2 rRNA genes are annotated in these 3,335 nt (G+C 56.2%); both read left to right on the top strand.

What is annotated here, in order from left to right:
- Positions 1-255 (top strand): 16S ribosomal RNA (locus tag ABLI39_RS17265); the annotation flags it as partial.
- 780 nt (positions 256-1,035) lie between these two features.
- Positions 1,036-3,335, top strand: a 23S ribosomal RNA gene (locus tag ABLI39_RS17260); the annotation flags it as partial.

Below are 3,335 nucleotides of genomic sequence, written 5' to 3'. Positions count from 1 at the left end.
CGGTCTCAGTTCGGATTGGGGTCTGCAACTCGACCCCATGAAGTCGGAGTCGCTAGTAATCGCAGATCAGCAACGCTGCGGTGAATACGTTCCCGGGCCTTGTACACACCGCCCGTCAAGTCACGAAAGTTGGTAACACCCGAAGCCGGTGGCCTAACCCCTTGTGGGAGGGAGCTGTCGAAGGTGGGACTGGCGATTGGGACTAAGTCGTAACAAGGTAGCCGTACCGGAAGGTGCGGCTGGATCACCTCCTTTCTAAGGAGCACCTACAACGTTCATCACCGGACGCATGTCCTGTGGTGGTGTTGTCAGGAGTACGCCCGTTGCGCAGACGCAAGTTCTGCGGCGGGTGCTCGCGGGTGGAATATCAACAAATAGCNTGGGAGGGAGCTGTCGAAGGTGGGACTGGCGATTGGGACTAAGTCGTAACAAGGTAGCCGTACCGGAAGGTGCGGCTGGATCACCTCCTTTCTAAGGAGCACCTACAACGTTCATCACCGGACGCATGTCCTGGTGGTGGTGTTGTCAGGAGTACGCCCGTTGCGCAGACGCAAGTTCTGCGGCGGGTGCTCACGGGTGGAATATCAACAAATAGGTGCCTGGCGGCACAGGCCGGCAGCAAGTACGGATCCTCTCTCGGGAAGGTCCTGGAACGCACGCCGGAATGATTCTGCTGGGTAGTGTTTGGCACACTGTTGGGTCCTGAGACAACAGGACCGGGGGTGACCCCGGGACTTGTGTTTCTGGTTTCCCGGCTGCGACGAACACGCACTGTATGGGTCCTTTTGGGGGTCTGANCTTGTGTTTCTGGTTTCCCGGCTGCGACGAACATGCACTGTTTAGGTGTGTGGGGTGTGTGGTACGGGGTTGTTGTTTGAGAACTACATAGTGGACGCGAGCATCTTTTATAAGAAGCAATTTCCAAGAATATGGACCTGGATCTGGCTGCGCGTGATGGTGCCACCCCTTTTGGGGTGGTGGTGTTGGGTGTGGTTGGTTTCGTGATTCTCTCGAAATTACTCCTTGATCTGTTGTGGTCAAGTTTTTAAGAGCATACGGGGGATGCCTTGGCATGAGGAGCCGAAGAAGGACGTAGGAATCTGCGAGAAGCCTGGGGGAGTCGATAACCGGACTGGGATCCCAGGGTGTCCGAATGGGGCAACCCCGCCAGACGCGCGAGTGATCTGGTGACCCGCATCTGAACACATAGGGTGCGTGGAGGGAACGCGGGGAAGTGAAACATCTCAGTACCCGCAGGAAGAGAAAACAATAGTGATTCCGTTAGTAGTGGCGAGCGAACGCGGATCAGGCTAAACCGTTCCATGTGTGAATAGCCGGCGGGCGTTGCATGGTCGGGGTTGTGGGACTTTCCGTTCTGTCTCTGCCGGGACAGTGGGGTGAGAGCATGTGCATAGGTGAACGGTCTTGAAAGGCCGGCCAGAGAGGGTGTGAGCCCCGTAACCGAAATGTTGTGTGCCGCCTGGGAAGTATCCCAAGTAGCACGGGGCCCGAGAAATCCCGTGCGAATCTGTCAGGACCACCTGATAAGCCTAAATACTCCCTAATGACCGATAGCGGACCAGTACCGTGAGGGAAAGGTGAAAAGTACCCCGGGAGGGGAGTGAAACAGTACCTGAAACCGTGTGCTTACAATCCGTCGGAGCAGCCTTGTAGTTGTGACGGCGTGCCTTTTGAAGAATGAGCCTGCGAGTTAGTGTTACGTCGCGAGGTTAACCCGTGTGGGGAAGCCGTAGCGAAAGCGAGTCTGAACAGGGCGTTGCAGTGGCGTGATCTAGACCCGAAGCGAAGTGATCTACCCATGGCCAGGTTGAAGCGACGGTAAGACGTCGTGGAGGACCGAACCCACTTCAGTTGAAAATGGAGGGGATGAGCTGTGGGTAGGGGTGAAAGGCCAATCAAACTTCGTGATAGCTGGTTCTCCCCGAAATGCATTTAGGTGCAGCGTTGCGTGTTTCTTACCGGAGGTAGAGCTACTGGATGGCTAATGGGCCCTACCAGGTTACTGACGTCAGCCAACCTCCGAATGCCGGTAAGTGAGCGCGCAGCAGTGAGACTGTGGGGGCTAAGCTTCATAGTCGAGAGGGCAACAGCCCAGACCACCAACTAATGCCCTTAAGCGTGTGCTAAGTGGGAACGGATGTGGAGTTGCGAAGACAATCAGGAGGTTGGCTTAGAAGCAGCCATCCTTAAAAGAGTGCGTAATAGCTCACTGGTCAAGTGATTCCGCGCCGACAATGTAGCGGGGCTCAAGTGCACCGCCGAAGTTGTGGCATGCAGATATTAGCTAAGCCCTTGCGGTTCAGGCGTCTGGATAGGTAGGGGAGCGTCGTGTGGGCAGTGAAGTCGCGGTGGGAACCAGCGGTGGAGCCTCCACGAGTGAGAATGCAGGCCTGAGTAGCGAAAGACGGGGGAGAAACCCGTCCGCCGAATGATCAAGGGTTCCAGGGTCAAGCTAATCTGCCCTGGGTAAGTCGGGACCTAAGGCGAGGCCGACAGGCGTAGTCGATGGACAACGGGTTGATATTCCCGTACCGGCGAAAAACCGCCCATGCTGAACAGGGGATACTAACCGCCCGAGACCTGCCCGATCACCCTTGTGGTGTGAGGGTTTTGGTGGAGCGCGGGACCTGATCCTGGGAGGCAAGCGTATTAACAGGTGTGACGCAGGAAGGTAGCCGAGCCGGGCGATGGTTGTCCCGGTCTAAGGATGTAGGGCGAACGGTAGGCAAATCCGCCGTTCATGATGCCTGAGACCCGACGGGACCCCCGTATGGGGGGATTCGGTGATCCTATGCTGCCTAGAAAAGCATCGACGCGAGGTTTTAGCCGCCCGTACCCCAAACCGACACAGGTGATCAGGTAGAGAATACTAAGGCGATCGAGAGAATTATGGTTAAGGAACTCGGCAAAATGCCCCCGTAACTTCGGGAGAAGGGGGGCCCCTATCGTGATGGACACATGCTGTCCGGAGCGTGCAGGGGCCGCAGAGACCAGGGGGAAGCGACTGTTTACTAAAAACACAGGTCCGTGCGAAGTCGCAAGACGATGTATACGGACTGACTCCTGCCCGGTGCTGGAAGGTTAAGAGGACCGGTTAGCCGCAAGGCGAAGCTGAGAATTTAAGCCCCAGTAAACGGCGGTGGTAACTATAACCATCCTAAGGTAGCGAAATTCCTTGTCGGGTAAGTTCCGACCTGCACGAATGGAGTAACGACTTCCCCGCTGTCTCAACCATAAACTCGGCGAAATTGCAGTACGAGTAAAGATGCTCGTTACGCGCAGCAGGACGGAAAGACCCCGAGACCTTTACTATA

Source organism: Pseudarthrobacter sp. B907, assembly GCF_040137805.1.
In the GTDB taxonomy this organism is placed as follows: domain Bacteria; phylum Actinomycetota; class Actinomycetes; order Actinomycetales; family Micrococcaceae; genus Arthrobacter.
Note: the sequence above shows the minus strand (reverse complement) of the source record. Positions and strands in the feature narration are given on the sequence as shown.